The 16,505-nt window shown below is 56.5% G+C and carries 17 protein-coding genes; 13 read left to right on the forward strand and 4 right to left on the reverse strand.

What is annotated here, in order from left to right:
- Nucleotides 1-109: 109 nt before the first annotated feature.
- The 5 genes from PD282_RS04315 to PD282_RS04335 all read left to right on the forward strand — a co-directional run bounded on the left by PD282_RS04315 (nt 110) and on the right by PD282_RS04335 (nt 2,925).
- Nucleotides 110-973 carry an AraC family transcriptional regulator gene (locus PD282_RS04315; RefSeq protein WP_274649138.1) on the forward strand — a complete coding sequence of 288 codons (864 nt, stop codon included), beginning with the start codon at nt 110-112 and terminating at the stop codon, nt 971-973.
- 305 nt (nt 974-1,278) lie between these two features.
- Nucleotides 1,279-1,848, forward strand: coding sequence for an RNA polymerase sigma factor SigY (sigY, locus tag PD282_RS04320; protein ID WP_274649139.1), 570 nt, complete (start codon nt 1,279-1,281; stop codon nt 1,846-1,848).
- A complete protein-coding gene (locus PD282_RS04325) occupies nt 1,820-2,248 on the forward strand; it encodes a DUF5345 family protein (RefSeq protein ID WP_274649140.1) in 429 nt (142 codons plus the stop codon). The genes sigY and PD282_RS04325 overlap by 29 nt, the downstream gene beginning before the upstream one ends.
- Nucleotides 2,245-2,442: a sigmaY antisigma factor component gene (locus PD282_RS04330; RefSeq protein ID WP_274649141.1), complete on the forward strand. Its 198-nt coding sequence runs from the start codon at nt 2,245-2,247 to the stop codon at nt 2,440-2,442. The genes PD282_RS04325 and PD282_RS04330 overlap by 4 nt, the downstream gene beginning before the upstream one ends.
- Nucleotides 2,443-2,547: 105 nt before the next feature.
- Nucleotides 2,548-2,925, forward strand: a complete 378-nt coding sequence (locus tag PD282_RS04335; protein WP_274649142.1) for an ATPase — start codon at nt 2,548-2,550, stop codon at nt 2,923-2,925.
- A gap of 204 nt (nt 2,926-3,129) precedes the next feature.
- On the opposite strand, the gene PD282_RS04340 is transcribed toward PD282_RS04335, so the two are convergent.
- The 3 genes from PD282_RS04340 to PD282_RS04350 form a co-directional block, all read right to left on the reverse strand.
- A complete protein-coding gene (locus tag PD282_RS04340; RefSeq protein WP_274649143.1) occupies nt 3,130-3,915 on the reverse strand; it encodes a hypothetical protein in 786 nt (261 codons plus the stop codon).
- Nucleotides 3,916-4,120: 205 nt separating this feature from the next.
- Nucleotides 4,121-4,789, reverse strand: a complete 669-nt coding sequence (locus tag PD282_RS04345) for a metalloregulator ArsR/SmtB family transcription factor (protein WP_274649144.1) — start codon at nt 4,787-4,789, stop codon at nt 4,121-4,123.
- A gap of 220 nt (nt 4,790-5,009) precedes the next feature.
- Nucleotides 5,010-5,897 carry an NmrA family NAD(P)-binding protein gene (locus tag PD282_RS04350; protein ID WP_274649145.1) on the reverse strand — a complete coding sequence of 296 codons (888 nt, stop codon included), beginning with the start codon at nt 5,895-5,897 and terminating at the stop codon, nt 5,010-5,012.
- A 286-nt stretch (nt 5,898-6,183) separates the two neighbouring features.
- Here PD282_RS04350 and gatC point away from each other — a divergent pair, with 286 nt between their 5' ends.
- From gatC to PD282_RS04385, 7 genes are all read left to right on the forward strand, one after another.
- Nucleotides 6,184-6,471 (forward strand): Asp-tRNA(Asn)/Glu-tRNA(Gln) amidotransferase subunit GatC, encoded by a 288-nt coding sequence (gatC, locus tag PD282_RS04355; protein WP_274649146.1) that lies wholly within the window; start codon nt 6,184-6,186, stop codon nt 6,469-6,471.
- Nucleotides 6,472-6,528: 57 nt separating this feature from the next.
- Nucleotides 6,529-7,986: an Asp-tRNA(Asn)/Glu-tRNA(Gln) amidotransferase subunit GatA gene (gene gatA / locus PD282_RS04360; RefSeq protein ID WP_274649147.1), complete on the forward strand. Its 1,458-nt coding sequence runs from the start codon at nt 6,529-6,531 to the stop codon at nt 7,984-7,986.
- Between the two features lie 31 nt (nt 7,987-8,017).
- Entirely contained in the window at nt 8,018-9,460 is a 1,443-nt protein-coding gene (gene gatB / locus PD282_RS04365) for an Asp-tRNA(Asn)/Glu-tRNA(Gln) amidotransferase subunit GatB (protein ID WP_274649148.1), read from the forward strand.
- A 201-nt stretch (nt 9,461-9,661) separates the two neighbouring features.
- Nucleotides 9,662-10,375, forward strand: a complete 714-nt coding sequence (locus PD282_RS04370; RefSeq protein ID WP_274649149.1) for an MgtC/SapB family protein — start codon at nt 9,662-9,664, stop codon at nt 10,373-10,375.
- A gap of 35 nt (nt 10,376-10,410) precedes the next feature.
- Complete coding sequence (locus tag PD282_RS04375) at nt 10,411-12,447, forward strand: DUF4097 family beta strand repeat-containing protein (protein ID WP_274649150.1); 2,037 nt, start codon at nt 10,411-10,413, stop codon at nt 12,445-12,447.
- A gap of 76 nt (nt 12,448-12,523) precedes the next feature.
- Nucleotides 12,524-12,955 carry a peroxide-responsive transcriptional repressor PerR gene (gene perR, locus PD282_RS04380; protein ID WP_274649151.1) on the forward strand — a complete coding sequence of 144 codons (432 nt, stop codon included), beginning with the start codon at nt 12,524-12,526 and terminating at the stop codon, nt 12,953-12,955.
- A 136-nt stretch (nt 12,956-13,091) separates the two neighbouring features.
- A complete protein-coding gene (locus tag PD282_RS04385; RefSeq protein ID WP_274649152.1) occupies nt 13,092-14,819 on the forward strand; it encodes a glycosyl hydrolase family 18 protein in 1,728 nt (575 codons plus the stop codon).
- Between the two features lie 63 nt (nt 14,820-14,882).
- Here PD282_RS04385 and PD282_RS04390 read toward each other — a convergent pair whose 3' ends face one another.
- Nucleotides 14,883-15,242 carry a YgzB family protein gene (locus PD282_RS04390; RefSeq protein WP_274649153.1) on the reverse strand — a complete coding sequence of 120 codons (360 nt, stop codon included), beginning with the start codon at nt 15,240-15,242 and terminating at the stop codon, nt 14,883-14,885.
- 142 nt (nt 15,243-15,384) lie between these two features.
- Between PD282_RS04390 and PD282_RS04395 the strand changes: the two genes are divergently transcribed.
- Entirely contained in the window at nt 15,385-16,263 is an 879-nt protein-coding gene (locus PD282_RS04395) for a nucleotidyltransferase-like protein (RefSeq protein ID WP_274649154.1), read from the forward strand.
- The last annotated feature ends 242 nt before the right edge of the window (nt 16,264-16,505 follow it).

Below are 16,505 nucleotides of genomic sequence, written 5' to 3' on the forward strand. Positions count from 1 at the left end.
GACCGCGGAGGATGCGGCGCCGCCGGGGGGCATGATACAATCGTCTCAAACGGGGATGCCGGCGCCCGCATGGCGGATGCAGCCGGTATCCTGGCCGGGAGAGACGAGCATGCCGCTCACGATGCAGTGGAAGTATCCGATCGAAATGACGTACCGGAACGACAGCCCGATGGAAGGCGCGCATTTTCATTCGCACGCGTTTTACGAAATCTATTATTTCGATTCGGGCGTATGCAACTACCTGATCGGCGACAAGCTGATGACGCTGCAGCCGGGCGACCTTATCCTGATGCACGGCATGACGCTGCATTGTCCGAATCCGTCGCCGCAAATGCCGTATGTGCGGACGATTCTGCATTTTGATCCGGCGTACGTGCATAAAGTGCTGCAGCCGGAGCCGGCGTCGCTCCTCCTGAAGCCGTTCGAGGAGCTGCGCAATATTCGGATCAGCCTTGCGGGCGAAGACCGCGCGGAGATAGAGACGCTGCTGTCGGAGCTCGGCCGGCTGTACGCCAGGCGCAGCGCGTCCGATCCGGGAGCGGCCTACGACCGATTCGTTCTGCGTTTTCTCGAGCTGCTGCATCTGATCCGGGAGTGGTGCCGGGAGCCCGTGCTCGAGCGCGGCCACCGGTCGGGCAAAGAGGCTCACGTTCAAAGCGTCATTACCTACCTGGAAGAGCATTATACGGAGGATCTTTCGCTGGATACGATCGCCGGGGCGCTTCATCTGACCAAGCCGTATTTATCCAGCCTGTTCAAGGAAGTGACGGGAACGACCGTCTTTAAATATTTGTATAACCGGCGCATCAATCAGGCGAAAATTTTGTTCCGGCTCGAGCCGCACCGCCAGGTGTCCGACGTCTGTCAGGCGGTCGGTTTCGGCCATCCGGCGCATTTCAGCCGCCTGTTTAAGGCGACGGTCGGCGTCAGTCCGGAAATGTACCGCAAACGGATGCTGGCTGCGGCCGAATAAGCTGCCGTTCGTGCGCCGGTTTCGGACTGGCCGGGCAACCCATGAAAAGCTGTTCACCGCAGTGAGATACTGCGGCGGACGGCTTTTTTATTTTCCGCCGGAAGGAATCGCTGCTCTCGCTTGTCAAACCGGGGATAGCCTGCGCCGTGCGTAAGGATGCCGGAGGCCGTTTCCGCTGGGCCGGGAAAACAATTTTTTCGATGGACGTGAACTTTTTGCCTTCCTGTGGCGTCCTATTGCCGAATTCGATTACGGGATATCCTAAGTGAAACCACATCTACCAGGGGGAAAGGAGCCGGCTGGGCATGAGTACAAGCGAGCTGCTGGCGGAAGAAGAGCGGCGCACGATCCGGCTCGCCGTCCGGGGAGACGAACAGGCGCTTGCCCGGCTGCTGCAGAAGCATTATCCGATGCTGTACCGTTACCTGCTGAAAGTGACGATGCATAAGGCGATGGCGGAGGATCTGGCGCAGGAGACGATGCTGAAGGCGATTGAGCGGATCGGGACGTACAAAGGTTCGGCGAAATTTTCCACCTGGCTCATTTCGATCGGCACGCGGCTTTATATCGACGAAATGTGCAAGAAAGGGCGCGAGCGCAAATGGCAGTCCGGCGAGCAGGCGCTGCAGGCAATTCGTTTCGAGGCGGCGATGCAGCGGGAGGATTGGCCGCGGGCGCTCGATGCGCTCGGCGAGCTGCCTTATGACGTGCGCGTGCCGATTTTGCTGAAGTATTACTACGGCTATGCGTATGAGGAAATCGCCCGGTGGCTCGATATTCCGGTTGGAACGGTAAAATCGAGGCTGCACAACGGGCTTAAGCAGTTGCGAAAGGAGCTGAGCGAGGATGAAGCGACGGGGCGGGAAACGCCATGATCGATTAAGAGAAGGGTACGGCGCGGCTGACGGAAAAGGCTCGCACAACGGCGATAACAGCCGTCCGGACGCCGGGGAAATGGATGCTTCGATGGAAGCGGAATTCCAGGCGCTGCTCGGCGGGCATCTTCGCCGCTGGGACGAGCGGATGCAGCCGCCGCAGCCTTCCTTGGATGCGCTGGAGCAGCTCGTCGCCGGGAAGAAAAAAGCGATACACGCCAGTCTTCTGCGGGAGCTGCTGCTCCTGTGGACGATCGGCGCAGTCGTCATCAGCGGGCTTTGGATGCTGCTGAGCAGCGGGGTCGCGTGGTTTGCCGGACTGCAGGCCGCCGTGCTCGCCGGAGCGGCGCTGTTTCTGGCTGCAACCGCCAAAAAGGAAAAGGAGGTGAATCCGGAATGAACGAGCTTACGATGTGGGGATTTTTGCTTATTGCCGCCATTTTGCTCAGCCAATCCACCTGGCTGTTCGCCGATGCGCGGAGAAGGAGCCGCTATCCATGGTTTTGGGGCGTATGGGGACTGATTCAATTCCCGCTCCCGCTGCTCTTTTATTGGCTGATCGTCAGGGCGGACTGGAAAAACAGGAGGAAATAATTTATGGCTTTGCCCCCGGAATCTGTCTCTATGATTGGACTTCCCTACTTTTTTTTAGTAGGATAGAAATAATAACGATGTCTGGTAGAGACAGGGGTGGAGCACATGCTCAAATTAGGGCAGAAAGTAATTATCGTTTCCGACCAGTTCGAACAGAACCTCCCTATCGGAGATTACGGATATATTATCGCGTACGACCGCAATGCTGATAACGCATTCGATTATGTGATCCGCGTGCCGAAGGCGAACCGCAACTTTTATGTTCCGGCGGCCGATATCGAGCTTGAAGAAGTGCTGCTGAAGCTGGAGGCCGAGAAAATCGAACGCGAAGCGCTGATCGATTTTGCGCTTGCGACGTATAACGAATCCTTGTTCCGCCGGATCATGAACGGCGACGTTGACGACCAGGAAGAGAGCGGCGGCAACGAGGTGCAGAGCCGGGAGGATTTCATTCGACAGGTCAATTTGAAGGCGTGGATTTAACCCTAGCCGCGGGGAATTGAAGAGCCTTCACGGAGACCCGTTACCGCAGCCTAACCAGCGCGGGGACGGGTTTTTGCGCTTGCGCCCGCCCGGCCGGGCCGAAAATGGGCAAAGCCTCCCGGCTGAAAGGAGGCTCTGCTAACTTTAGACTTTCAGGCGATTTTCCGTCTTGGCGTGTGGGAGGCAGGACGGTTTAAAATGGACTTACGACGCTGCGTTTTGCGGAGCGCTTGAGTCTTGCTGGCTGCTTGCGCCTTGCTGACCGCCTGCAGACTTCCAGTGGCCGGGCCATTTGCTTGTGCCTGCCCCGTTCACGATTTTTTCGGCGATCGCTTCGGCATTTGCGATTTGCTTGTCGGCCTGAGCCTGCGTCAGCTTGCCGTCCGTGACGGCCTGATTGATCTGATCCACGATCGCCGTCTTCTCGGCGTCGATCAGCTGCTGGACGTCGATGCTTTTATCGGCTGCCAGATCGGCGATCGTTTTGCCGGATTTCAGGTCGTCCTTCAGCTCCTGTTGCGTGAGGCCCAGCTGGCTGGAGATGGCGCTCAGGTCGAATTGGACGCCCATCATGCGTTTGCCCATGCCGCCCTTGCCCGGCTTCATCTTCATCTGCCCGTCGACAAGCTTGTCCAGATTATCGGTAAACTGCTGCTTTTGCTGCGCCTGCTGTTTGTCGAACGCGTCGGTCAGCGCCTGCTTCAGCTGGTCGCGGGTGACGCCCTGATCCTGGGCGATTTGCGCAAGCGATTCGCCTGAAGCCAGCTTTTGATTCAGCGTTTGCTTGTCGAGCTTCAGCAGATCGAGCACATCCTGGGAGACGATGCCGGGGCCGCCGAAGCCGCGATGACCGAAAGCGCTGCCGGCCGGGCGCGTGTGCGCGGCTGTGCTCGTTTGTCCGGAAGTGCCGGGCGAAGCCGCAAAGGCGCTCAGCGGAATCATGACGGCGAGCGCCGCTGTGAGCCCAACCGCTTTCATGACCTTTTTCATCCACATTCCTCCTTGTGCAGTGATGGGTTATGTGCTGCATCTTCAAGTATGTCCGCCGTTCCTTAAATGGAAATGAAATCCCCTTTAAACGAACCTTAGCGCAAAATGAATTTTTTCTTCATATAAATGCAGATTTGGGGCGAACCGGTATGACCTGCGGTCTGCTGCCGGTTACCCGTCCCCGACGGCAAAAAAAAACGCCACTTTATTGTGGCGATTTGCGCTGGCTCTGCTCTCTATGCCGTTTCCACTCCAAAACGCCTTCTTCGATCCGGGAGGCGCGGAATCCATGATCCTTCAAGATTTCAACCGCTTGCACGGACAACGAGCAGTATGGACCCCGACAGTAAACGACGATCTCCTTATCCGCCGGTAAAGTCTGGAGGCTGGCTTCCAAATCACCGATGGGGACGGAAACGGCTCCTGGAATGTGATCCGATCGGTATTCATCCTCCGGTCTGACGTCTACCAGCAAAACGTCCCCGATCTCCATTTTGTTCAACTCATCTAACGTCATCGCCGAATCGGCATGCTCTTGGAAAATTTCAGACTTGAGCTGTTGAAGGGTCGTCAGCTGCTTTTCGCTTAATCGGTGAAAAGACACCATGAAATCGGCGACGGAATAGTCCGCGACCTGATAAATGACATAGTTTCCCTTCTTATGAAAACGAACCAGCTTGGAATCATGCAGCGTCTGTAAATGCTGCGATACATTTGCGACGCTCATCCCGGTGCTTTTTGAAAGCTGCTCGACCGATTTAGGTCCTTGCGCAAGCAAATCAATCAGCTCTAAACGTTTGGGGCTGGACAAACATTTGCCGATTCGAGCGAATTCAAGGTATAAATGATCTTTCCATTGACGATCTTCGTTCACGACTACCACATCCAAACTATTCAATTGCATCGTTGAATGGGTCTATGTTACATCGACAGCAAAATCGTGTCAAGCTCCCATTATTCATGACGGATTCCGGTTTTAGAGATGATCAAATCATAATTTGCAGCCTATACCCATGAGGGCTGGAGGCCGCTTTATACGAGCTGCATACCTCATTTTGCTATCCCGTCTTCTGTCCATTCACCGTGACTTGTAATCAGCTCGATTTCATGGGGTAATGCAGTTCGAACGCGGAACGATTTTCATGGATAAACGCTTCGACCGTCGTCAGCGGACGGCCGAGGATCGCCGCGCCGATTGGATCCAGCCCGGCGAGCAAGCCTTCTTGCTGGTCGATCGTCACGGCTTCAATGTGTTTCCGCAAAGCCGTTTGGTCCTGCAGGCCGATTGCTTCCAAAAATACCGAAACCGTAACACGCTCATAAGGCAGATCCTTGCCGAGCACGCGGCTTACTTCCGCCGCCAATTGTTCGTGGCTGTACTCCACCGGACCATGAAGCGCAATCGCCTGACCTGCATATTTCTCGGGGTGTTCCATCATGCCGGCAATGATCGCACCGGTGTCTTTAGCGGCCAGCGGCGCAAAACGATTCTCACGGTTAAAAGGCATCATATAACGGCCGTACTTGATTTTCGAAGAAATATAGAGCAGCCACTCCATAAAGAACGTGACGCGAAGGTGGACCGTCGGCACGCCGGACCAATTGAAAACTTGTTCGCTCAGCCAGTGATTTTGAGTTGTTTTACTGTGTGCATACGGACGGGATTGTTTTTGCGACATATTGACGATGAGCTCCAAATTTTGTTCCTTGGCGGCCTGCGCGAAAATAACGGCATTTTCAACCAGTCCCTCTTGCACCGGGTAGCAGAAGTACGCCAGCTGCATGCCCGCCATCGCTGCACGGATGTCGCGGAGACTGGTCATGTCGCCGATCATAACCTCTGCGCCGAGATCGCGCAGTTTTTGTGCACGCGCGTCGTCTCTGCGGACCAGCGCGCGAACTTGAAATCCTTTTTCCAGCAGGGCTGCAACCGCCGGACGTCCGGTGTCGCCGGCAGCAGCTGTAATCAATACTTTTTTCATTCGAATCTGCCTCTCCTTAAGTTTACACGATGTTCAATCAACCATTCAATAGATTAATTGAACATAACAACCATAAGTTTTTCCCTCAGTGTTGTCAAGAGGCCTTGCTTTTATGCTGCTGCTTACAACAGCTTTCGGACACAAAAATAAAACTCCGCATTCGATGCGGTAGCCTATGGGGAATGTTCAATCACCCGGCATCGCCGGTATCCGTTGAGTTTGATCGATCTCTTACGCTATAATATGAAGAATGAGCAAAAGTCAGCGAGGGGAGGGGCATGCGCCCATGAGCATAACGATCAAGGACGTCGAGCATGTCGCCAATTTGGCGCGGCTTGCGCTTTCGGATGCGGAGAAAGAGCAGTTTACCGTCCAGCTGAACGATATTTTAAAATATGTGGACAAGCTCGGTGAATTGAATACGGACGATGTGGAGCCGACCAGCCATGTGCTGCAGGTAACCAATGTCATGCGCGAGGACGAGGTCCGCGCGTCGCTGCCGGTCGAGACGGCGCTCCGAAACGCGCCTGACGAAGAGGACGGCCAGTTCAAGGTGCCGGCTGTACTGGATTAACGGATTTGGACCGCCTGCCCGGGTGGGGCGGCGGATGTTGAAAGGAGGATAAGACGGTTGGCACTTTTTGATTTGCGCCTTCAGGATGTACATAACCGGCTTGCGGGCGGGGAGCTGTCGGTTTCCGAGCTGGTCGACGCGTCTTTCGGCCGGATCGCCGAGACGGACGAAAGGGTCAAGGCGTTTCTGACGCTGGATGAGGAAGGAGCCCGCACGGCAGCCGCCGATCTGGACAAGCAGCTGCGGGACGGCGGCGAGCGCGGGCTGCTGTTCGGCCTTCCGGCCGGCATTAAAGACAATATCGTAACCGAGGGGCTGCTGACGACGTGCGGCAGCCAGTTCCTGCGCAACTATGACCCGATCTACGATGCGACGGCTGTGAAAAAGCTGAAAGCGGCGCAGTCCGTCACGATCGGCAAGCTCAATATGGACGAGTTCGCTATGGGCGGCTCCAACGAAAATTCAAGCTTTTACCCGACGCGCAATCCGTGGAATACGGAGTACGTGCCGGGCGGCTCCAGCGGCGGGTCGGCCGCATCGGTCGCCGCAGGCCAGGTTTATTTCGCGCTCGGCTCCGACACCGGCGGCTCGATCCGCCAGCCGGCCGCTTACTGCGGCATCGTCGGGCTGAAGCCGACCTACGGCCTCATCTCCCGCTTCGGGCTGGTCGCCTTCGCTTCGTCGCTCGACCAGATCGGTCCGCTGACGAAGAACGTCGAGGACGCCGCCTACGTGCTGCAGGCGATCGCCGGTCACGACCCAATGGATTCGACATCGGCGAACGTGGACATTCCCGATTACATCGGTTCGCTGACGGGCGACATCAAAGGCCTTAAAATCGGCGTGCCGAAGGAATATATCGATCAAGGCATCGATCCGAAGGTGAAGGAAGCAGTGCTCGAAGCGCTGAAGAAGCTCGAGGAGCTCGGCGCGTCGTGGGAGGAAATCTCGCTTCCGCATACCGAATACGCGGTTGCAACCTATTACCTGCTGGCTTCCTCGGAAGCCTCGTCGAACCTGGCCCGTTTCGACGGCGTTCGCTACGGCGTCCGCACGGACGATCCCGACAATTTGCTCGACCTGTACCGCAAGTCGCGCAGCGAAGGCCTCGGGCCGGAAGTGAAGCGCCGCATCATGCTCGGCACGTATGCGCTCAGCTCGGGCTATTACGACGCCTATTATTTGAAGGCGCAAAAGGCGCGCACGCTCATCAAGCAGGATTTCGACAAGGCGTTCCAAAGCTGCGACCTGATCGTCGGACCGACGGCGCCGACGACGGCTTTCCGCATCGGCGAGCAGGTCGGCGATCCGCTGACGATGTATTTGAACGATATTTGCACGATTCCGGTGAGCCTGGCGGGCGTGCCGGCGATCAGCGTGCCCTGCGGCATGGCGAACGGGCTGCCTGTCGGCCTGCAAATCATCGGCAAAGCGTTCGACGAGCGGACCGTGCTGCGCGCGGCGCATGCGTTCGAGCAGCATACCGACCATCACAAGCGGCGGCCGCAGCTGTAGCCGGCAGCGATAGAAGCAGGAGGGCGAAGCGATGTTTGAACCGAATAAATACGAAACGGTGATCGGGCTGGAAGTGCACGTCGAGCTGCATACGAAGAGCAAAATCTTCTGCGGCTGCTCCACGTCCTTCGGCGCCCCGCCGAATACCCATACGTGTCCGATCTGCCTCGGACACCCCGGCGTGCTGCCGGTGCTGAACCGGCAGGCCGTCGAATACGCGATGAAGGCGGCGATGGCGCTCAACTGCACCATCGCGGACGAAAGCAAGTTCGACCGCAAAAACTATTTTTATCCCGATTCGCCGAAGGCGTACCAAATCTCCCAATATGACAAGCCGATCGGCGAGAACGGCTGGATCGATATCGAAGTGAACGGCGAGACGAAGCGGATCGGCATCACGCGGCTGCATCTCGAAGAGGATGCGGGCAAGCTGACGCATGTCGACGGCGGATACGCTTCGCTGGTCGATTTCAACCGTGTAGGCACGCCGCTCGTGGAGATCGTCTCCGAGCCGGACCTGCGCTCGCCCGAGGAAGCAAAGGCTTATCTTGAGAAGCTGCGCGCGATTATGCTGTACTGCGATGTGTCCGACGTGAAAATGGAAGAAGGGTCGATGCGCTGCGACGCGAACGTCAGTCTGCGGCCCTACGGGCAGGAGAAGTTCGGCATCCGCGCCGAGCTCAAGAACATGAATTCCTTCCGCGGCGTGCAGCGCGGGCTGGAATACGAGCAGATGCGGCAGGCGGACATTCTGGACGGCGGCGGAGAGGTCGTGCAGGAGACGCGCCGCTGGGACGAGTCCCAGGGCAAAACGTTCTCGATGCGCGGCAAAGAAGAAGCGCACGACTACCGCTATTTCCCGGACCCGGACCTGGTCCGGCTCCACATCGACGAGGAGTGGAAGGGGAGGGTCCGCGCCTCCATTCCGGAGCTGCCGGAAGCCCGCAAAGCGCGCTATACGAGCGAGCTCGGGCTTCCTTCGTATGACGCCGGCGTCCTGACGGCTTCCAAGAAGCTGGCCGACTTTTTCGAGGAAAGCCTGCAGTATACAAAGGATGCGAAGGCGGTCTCGAACTGGATTATGGGCGACCTGCTCGGTTACTTGAACGCGAACGGGCTGGAGCTGGAGGACGTGAAGATTACGGGCCGGGGGCTTGGCGAAATGATCGGTCTGCTGGAGAAAGGCACGATCAGCAGCAAAATCGCCAAGACGGTATTCAAGGCGATGCTCGAAACGGGCAAGCTGCCGCAGCAGATCGTCGAGGAACAAGGGCTCGTGCAGATCAGCGACGAAGGCGCGATCGCCGAGGTCGTCGGCCGCATCTTCGACGCCAACCCGCAGTCCGTCGAGGATTTCAAGGCGGGCAAGGAGAAGGCGATCGGCTTCCTGGTCGGCCAGGTGATGAAAGATACGAAAGGCAAAGCGAATCCCGCGCTTGTCAATAAACTGCTTGTGGAGCGGCTGAAGTCGTAACCGATCAGCCATTCAATTAAGAAGCATGCCTATCGGCGGTGACGAAGGCATGCTTTTTTTGTTTTCAGCAGCCCCCGACGATGCGGCCGGCGTTTCGGTCCGCGCTGCGGCGCGAACGCGTTTTTCCCGTGTTATCCGGAAAAAATCCGCATAGAATGTGTTACAATATAATTCTAAGCCGAGGAAAGGACGGGAGTACGCTTGGAAACCGCTGTCGACGCCGTAAATCCGTGGATTATCGATGAAACGCATATTTTTCTCCGGCTGCTGCTGTCGATCTGCCTCGGCGGCTTGATCGGCTTCGAGCGCGAACAATCCAATCATGCGGCGGGTCTTCGGACGAATATCCTCGTTTGTCTCGGTTCCTGCCTGCTCATGCTGTTATCGATGTACGGCTTCTCCGATTTTATCAACGAGGTGAACGTCCGGGTCGACCCGGCCCGCCTGGCGGCGGCGGTCATTACCGGCATCGGCTTTCTGGGAGCGGGGACGATCTTGTATACCGGCAAATCGATCACCGGCCTCACGACCGCCGCATCGCTATGGGTCGTAGCCGCCATCGGGCTTGCGATCGGAGCCGGCTTTTATTTCGCTTCGGTTTCTTCGACCTTGCTGGTGCTGCTTATTTTATGGGCATTCAACAAAATAGAAAAGCGGTTCGTCAACAACAAAAAACAACAGCTGCTCAAAATCGACGCCGACGACCAATCCGTACTCGTGCTCGCAATCAGCTCGCTGCTCTCCGAGCGGGACGTGCAGATGCGTAAAATATCGATTCATGAAGCGAGAGACCGGGAGCGCGGCTCACAGCTGACGCTCCAGCTTTACGTCACGCTGCCCAAAACGGAGACGCTCGTTTCACTGCTGGAGGATATTCGCGGGATCGAGGGCGTTCATGGGGTCAGCGCCGAATAAGAGCAGCCATCAGCCGCAACAGGGAGGCGGTGACCGTGAACCTGCAGCAGTCCAAAAGCCGCTTGCTTGCGCCTGTACTGGCCTTTTTCGTTCCGGGGGCCGGCCATTTGGCGCTCGGGCTGCACCTGAAAGGTTTATTGCTTCTGATCGGAACCTTAACGGATATTGTCGCGATGGTCCGGTTTGCCGACGACGCCGGCGGCAAGTACGCGCTGCTGCTCGTCCTGCTTGGGCTGGCGCTGCCGGCGTTCTGGTTTTACAGCGTTTTCGATACGCTGCAGCAGCGGGCACATTTGAACGCTTCCCCATACGGCGGCCGGCAGGATCGAACGCCGGCTGCGGGGACGTGGCTTCAAGGTGCGACGGTTATTGCCGCCGGTTTGCTGCTTTTGGCGCTTGTCCGCGCAAAATCCATCTTCACGCCCTGGCTGGATCTGGCCGGAACGTACGCGCCGGGAGCCGGGCTTCTGGCGTTCGCCGTGCTGCTGGCCGTTTGGAGGGGGAAAACGATGTACAGAATGGGACGGATTACGGCGGCCATCGTCCTGATCGCAGTCGGCGGCCTGCTTCTGTCAGACCAAATTCGGGACAGCAACGATATCCGGCTGCTCGGTCAATGGTGGCCCGCCGCTTTTGTGCTGCTTGGCTTGGAAGTGATCGGCTGCAGTCTCGCCAACCGGCGCGGAACCAAACGGCTGACGTTCGACATTGGCGGCGTTTTTATCGCCGTCGTCGTGACAGCGGCGGCCTACACCGTGACGCAATATTCGGCGATGCCGTTTAAATGGCTGGACGAGTTCAAGGTTAATTTTGCCGGCAATTTAAGCGTATACGGCGAAGAGAAAGGGTTTAAATATACGAAAGAGACGGTCTCCGTTCCGTTCGGCGCGGAGACGGCCTCGATCGACATCGACAATCCGAACGGGACGGTGACGATCCGCAAGGGCGAGGTCAGCGGCGTGCAGATCGCATCCGTCGTATGGGTCGACGTGCCCGTCAAGCAGACGGCCGATCAGGTCGCCGCGGAATCTGGAGTAGAAGCTTCCGGCGGCGACAAGCTGAAAATTGAAGCGAAGGGAAAAACGTACGGCGAAGATCACAACCGGAAGCCCCGCATCAACCTTGTCGTCACCGTTCCGGAAAATTCCAGCCTCGGCCGGCCGACGCCGCCCGAAAATAATGAAACTTCCGGGACGCCGGACTCGTCTATACCTTTGGAGAGCTCCGATAACGGGACCTTGAATTCGGGCTCGGGCTCGAATAGCGCAGGTGGGGAGAATGCGAATCCGAATAGGGCCGCGAACGAAGGCTCGGGAACGGACAACGCCGGTAACGCAAGTGTAAATTCGGGCGCGAACGAAGCTTCGAACTCTTCCGTCGGCAGCGATACGGCCGTGAATGAAGCTTCGAACTCCTCCGTCGGCAGCGACGAGAAAACTGGCGGCGATCAGCCGGTTGAAACGAAGCTGAACGTCCAAATCAGCAACGGAGCGGTCGACATTTCCGGTCTTTCGCTGCCGGGCGGCGTGCATGTTCAATTGATGAACGGCGAAGCCAAGCTGGACGATATTGCCGGCGACATCAACGTGGAAACGAAAAATGGCGGTATTTCCGTATCCGGCATTCGGGGCGCAGTCAAGCTGGAAACCTATAACGGTGCGATTAAAGCCGGTCACATCGAAGGGGATGTGGATGGCTCGACCTTAAGCGGCGACATGACGCTGAACGGGATTACAGGCAATGCGGAGCTGGAAACGAAAAACGGAAAAATTTCCGTTTCCGAAGCAAGCGGTTCGATTTCGGCCGACACGCTTAATGGCGACATTACCATTCGCAGCGCCGTCGTCGGCGGGGACTGGGATACCGACAGCTCGATCGGCGAGATCCATCTGTTCGTGCCGGAGAACGGAGATTTTTCGGTCAACGGCTCCGTCACGTTCGGCACGATCACAACGGACCTTCCGCTTGAAGTGAGCAAAAAGAAAATCGGCGGCACATTGGGAACCGGCACTTACCGGATCGACGTCGACGCCAACAGCAGCATTTCAATCAACCGTTACCGGCCGAATTGAACGACCCGCCTTCATTGACAAAATGAAAAGCCAGCACGTACAATGGTTCTAACGAAGCAGAAAGGACGTGAAGGGCATGGGCGCGACCGTAGAGCAAGCACTGGAGCAGCTGAAAAGCACCGGCGTACGTATGACCCCTCAGCGTCATGCGATCTTGAGTTTTCTTATGGGTTCCATGACCCATCCGACCGCCGATGAGATTTATAAAGCGCTCTCTCCCGCTTTTCCGAGCATGAGTGTGGCGACGATCTATAATAACCTGCGGCTGTTCGTCGATGCCGGGCTCGTACGCGAGCTGACATACGGCGACGACTCAAGCCGGTTTGACGCTGATTTATCCGAGCATTACCATGCGATATGCCGTTCCTGCGGCAAAATCGTCGATTTCGATTATCCGCCGCTTACCGAAGTGGAGTCCGCCGCTTCGCGCGAGACCGGTTTTCGCGTGGAAGGGCATCGGATGGAGATTTACGGACAATGTGCCGATTGCGCCGGGAAGCATTCCTGACTTGACCGAATCGAATAAGTAGAGATAACAGGCGCATGCCAAGCGTGCAGGAGGTGGGGGAATCCCGCTTTCCCGCACGTTTTTTTATTTCATGATCGTTCCTAGGCATGCAATCCGTGACAGGAGGAAGGCGGACGTGCACACTGCATATATAAGACCGCGCCGTCGCCGAAGCGGCGGGTGGCTGAAATGGCTGGTACTGGCCAGCGGACTCATCGCGATGGCCGCCGGAATGTGGGCCGGCTGGCTGCGATTTGTTCCGAACGGCAGCGTGATCAAACCCAATTACGGAATGGACCATCCGATCGTATACCGAGGCGAGGTGATGAAAGCAGGGGCCATCGTGGAGGGAGATACCGTTAAGCTTCCCTTCCCGGTCATACAGGATACTTTGGGACTGAAAAATAAAGTCGTTTATGAACAAGCCACCGGCTCGATCGTGCTGACGAACGACAATCAAGTACTTCGTTTCCGTACGAACGCGCTTACGGCCAAGCTGAACGGCAGCCCCTACGCCCTGCGCGTTGCAGCCGAGGTAAAGGACGGGACCGCCTATATCCCGTCTACACCGCTGGAACAATTGTACGGCATCCGGATCGACGTGAACCAGGCTACCGGTCTGGTTACGGTGATGCAGGCGGGCGATGCGGTACAGCAAGCTGCGGCTCCCGCCGATACGGTGATCCGCAGCGAGCCGACGATCAGGGCGCCTATCGTGGAACGTATAACGGCGGACGCCAAGGTCCGGATATGGGGAGAGCGGGAAGGCTGGTACCGGGTCCAAAGCGCGGACGGGCAGATCGGTTATGCCGCGAAAAACGATTTGACCCTGACGACCGTCGAACAGACCGCGCTCCCGCAGGAGCCGCCCGCTTTTACGGCGTGGAAGCTGATCGGATCGAAAATCAATATGACCTGGGAAGCGGTCTACCAGAAGACGCCGACCCCGGCACAGATCGGCAGCCTGCCCGGCGTGAACGTGGTCAGTCCAACGTGGTTCGAATTAATCGACAACGCCGGCCATCTGCAGAGCAAGGCGGATATGACGTATGTCAATTGGGCGCACAGCCAGGGGAAACAGGTATGGGCCGTCGTCAGCAACGGCTTCGAGCCGGACCGGACAACCGCCGCGCTCGCCTCGGAGACGACCCGGTTCCAGATGATTCAGCAAATTCTCGCCTTTGCCGAAATGTATCATTTGCAGGGCATCAATCTCGATTTCGAAAATGTAAAGACGTCCGACAAAGACCATTTTGTTCAATTTGTGAGGGAGCTTACCCCGCTGCTGCATGAACAGGGACTGGTCGTTTCCATTGACGTCACCCCGAAATCGGGCAGCGAGCTGTGGTCGAAATTTTTAGACCGAGCTGCGCTGGGTCAAGTGGTTGATTATATGATGCTGATGGCTTATGACGAGCACTGGGCCTCCAGTCCTACGGCAGGCTCGGTCGCTTCTCTGCCTTGGGTCGAGCAGTCGCTGAACCGCATCCTGCAGGAGGATTTGGTTCCTCCGGCCAAGCTTGTATTAGGAATGCCGCTGTATACGCGGGTTTGGACCGAGAAGAAGGACGCATCGGGCGCCGTCAAGGTGTCATCCAAGGCGCTCGGGATGGACGCGGTCGCTCAGATCATCAAGGACCGCAATTTGAAGCCGGCGTATGACGCGAAGTCCGGCCAGCATTACGTGGAATATACGGTGAACGGCGCTTTGCAGCGCATATGGATCGAAGACGGCTTTTCCATCCAGGCTCGAATCGCCATCGCCAAGAAATACGGTCTTGCCGGAGTAGCCACCTGGCAGCGGGCATTTCAAACCGATTCGATCTGGAATGTCATCCAGCAATCGTTAACCAAATTCCCCTAATAAAAAGCTGAGCGCCCGGACATTATGATGCCGGGCGCTTTCCTATTCGGCTGCCGAAAAAAATCATACATGCGACTCGCCGCCGTCTACGGGAGAATTCGTCGCTTTATCCGGATCGAGCGTCAGCATCGTTTTGCAAAACATGCAGCGGTCCGTCCGGCCGAGCATTTTAGTCTGGCGGCCGCATTCCGGGCAGACCAGCATCACGGCGCTCGTCGACAGCATGCCGGCCCAGAAATAAACGCCTACGCTGAGCAGCATGGCGATCATCCCGATGACCATGAAAATGGCAGCGAATATTTTACCGGCCTGGCCCCAAAAGACGATTCCTGCGGTACCCAAAATCATCAGCCCCATGCCGATGAGTGTAAACATTAGTCCCCATAAGCGGAATTCATTGATTTTACTGGATTTGAAAAACATTTTCTCGATCCTTTCTGACATATCGTTCCGGGATTTAAGACGGTTAAGCAGGAAACCGGGCGGACATTGTCGAACAAAGAGAATGTAACTTGCCAAATCATTATAGCTCAAAGTGATGGATGAAGCTATATGGGGGATCGTTGTGAAACATATAAAAGAGCATTTCATCAAACAGTTCGAGCAAGACAATCGGCTCGTCAGCGTCGCCGCCATCGAAAATCCGTACCGGTACAACCCGCTGATCGACGGGCTTGATCTGCTGCTGCTCGTAGTATCGAGGAGCGTTGAAGAGGCGGTCGAAACGGAACACCTGATGATCGAAGGCGAACGGGTGCTCATTAAAATCGCAAGTCCAAGCACGCTGGAACAGTGGATGACCGGCGGCAGAAACCGCAGCATTATATTATGGCTCGTTCGGGGGGAAATCCTGTTGGACCGGGATAACTACTTGTTTCAAATCCGCGATCGCCTGCTGAAGTTTCCGGGAGCGATGCGTGAGCAGAAACAGCTTGTGGAATTCGCGGCCTTTATTCGAACCTACTTGCAGGCAAAACAGGATTTGAAGGATCACAATTTGCTCGATGCCTACAGCAGCATTTTGACGGCGCTTCATCACTGGGCTCACATTGCGTTGATCGAAGAGGGCGTTCATCCGGAATTGACCGTTTGGCGGCAGATGCGCAGATTCCATCCGGGAATTTACAAACTCTACGAAGAGCTGACGATCAGCCCGGAGACGTTGGAGCAGCGCGTTCAGCTCGTGTTGCTGGCCTGTGAATTTTCCGTGATGAGCAAAATGAAAAGCAGCTGCGAGCTGCTGTTTGCGATCATGGGAAGCAGGGAGGAGCCTTGGAGCGTCATGGACCTGCAGCGGCATCCGCTGTTGTCCGGGCTGCTTCTCGATTTGTCGCTTCTGCTTCAAAAGCTCGTCAACCGGGGATATATCGCCGAGGTGGCGGTTCTGCCCCCGTCGGGCGACACAGAAGCGCTGGAGCTTAAATACAGGTGTGAATTCGTTTAGCGTCTTGCATAGCTCTTGTATACGCGATCCTATTGTCGATTCTATTGTATAGAAGAAACGAAGAAACTCCTTTCGAATTTTTGGCTTGACGATCTTTTCACCGTTGTGCTACATTACATCTTGCCGTCTTTCGGGCGCAGGCATTCGGACACTCGAGATAAATAAAAAAGTTCTTGCATTGATCTAGGCATTTGTGTTATATTATTTAAGTCGCCGCTGAGAGGCGGCCGACGAGAAAACGA

It is taken from the genome of Paenibacillus humicola, from assembly GCF_028826105.1.
In the GTDB taxonomy this organism is placed as follows: Bacteria; Bacillota; Bacilli; order Paenibacillales; family Paenibacillaceae; genus Paenibacillus_Z; species Paenibacillus_Z humicola.